The 478-nt window shown below is 53.3% G+C and carries 2 protein-coding genes; both read left to right on the top strand.

Features of this window, described 5'->3' with window-relative positions; translation table 11 throughout:
- Nucleotides 1-199, top strand: a 199-nt coding sequence (locus AC1RP1_RS07840; protein WP_481762697.1) for a hypothetical protein, incomplete at its 5' end; no start/stop codon positions are given.
- Nucleotides 200-258: 59 nt separating this feature from the next.
- Nucleotides 259-478, top strand: a 220-nt coding sequence (locus tag AC1RP1_RS07835; protein ID WP_481762696.1) for a hypothetical protein, incomplete at its 3' end; no start/stop codon positions are given.

The following is a 478-nucleotide window of genomic DNA, read 5'->3' as shown; positions in this document are numbered from 1 at the left end:
TGGTTATTCTATGTGGAAGCATAACCAGTTTAAGGTTAGCGCAGAACGCTACGATTGTGATACGCCGATCGTGCATCTGGAAATCCAGTTCGGAGTGGAAGGAAAGTCAACGGCCGTTACCTATCTCACGGACGGCGCGGCCCGAGACCTGATCGACCGATTGGAGCGTGCCCTACGCGTACTCCCGACTTCGAAATAATTGTTGACCGCAGCCCAGTATAGAACTATACTGGGCTTTCTATATTTCAGGAGCCGAAAATGACTGACGATCTGATTCTCTTCCACCGTGAAATCCTCCGCTGGATCGAAGATGGGTGTCCGGAGCACGCTAGCTTCATGGACCGTATGGGGCTGTGCCTCAATGCCGAAGTTTGGCTGTACGATCGCATGTCGGAACAGCCGGAGGCGTGGAAAAAGAGCCGCGAATTCCGTCAGGCGCTGATCAACCAGTTCGTGATCGCGGGGCTGCACGATACAT

It is taken from the genome of Dellaglioa sp. CoH-56-MRSF-13 (assembly GCF_056782095.1).
This window is presented reverse-complemented; position numbering and strand designations above follow the sequence as displayed.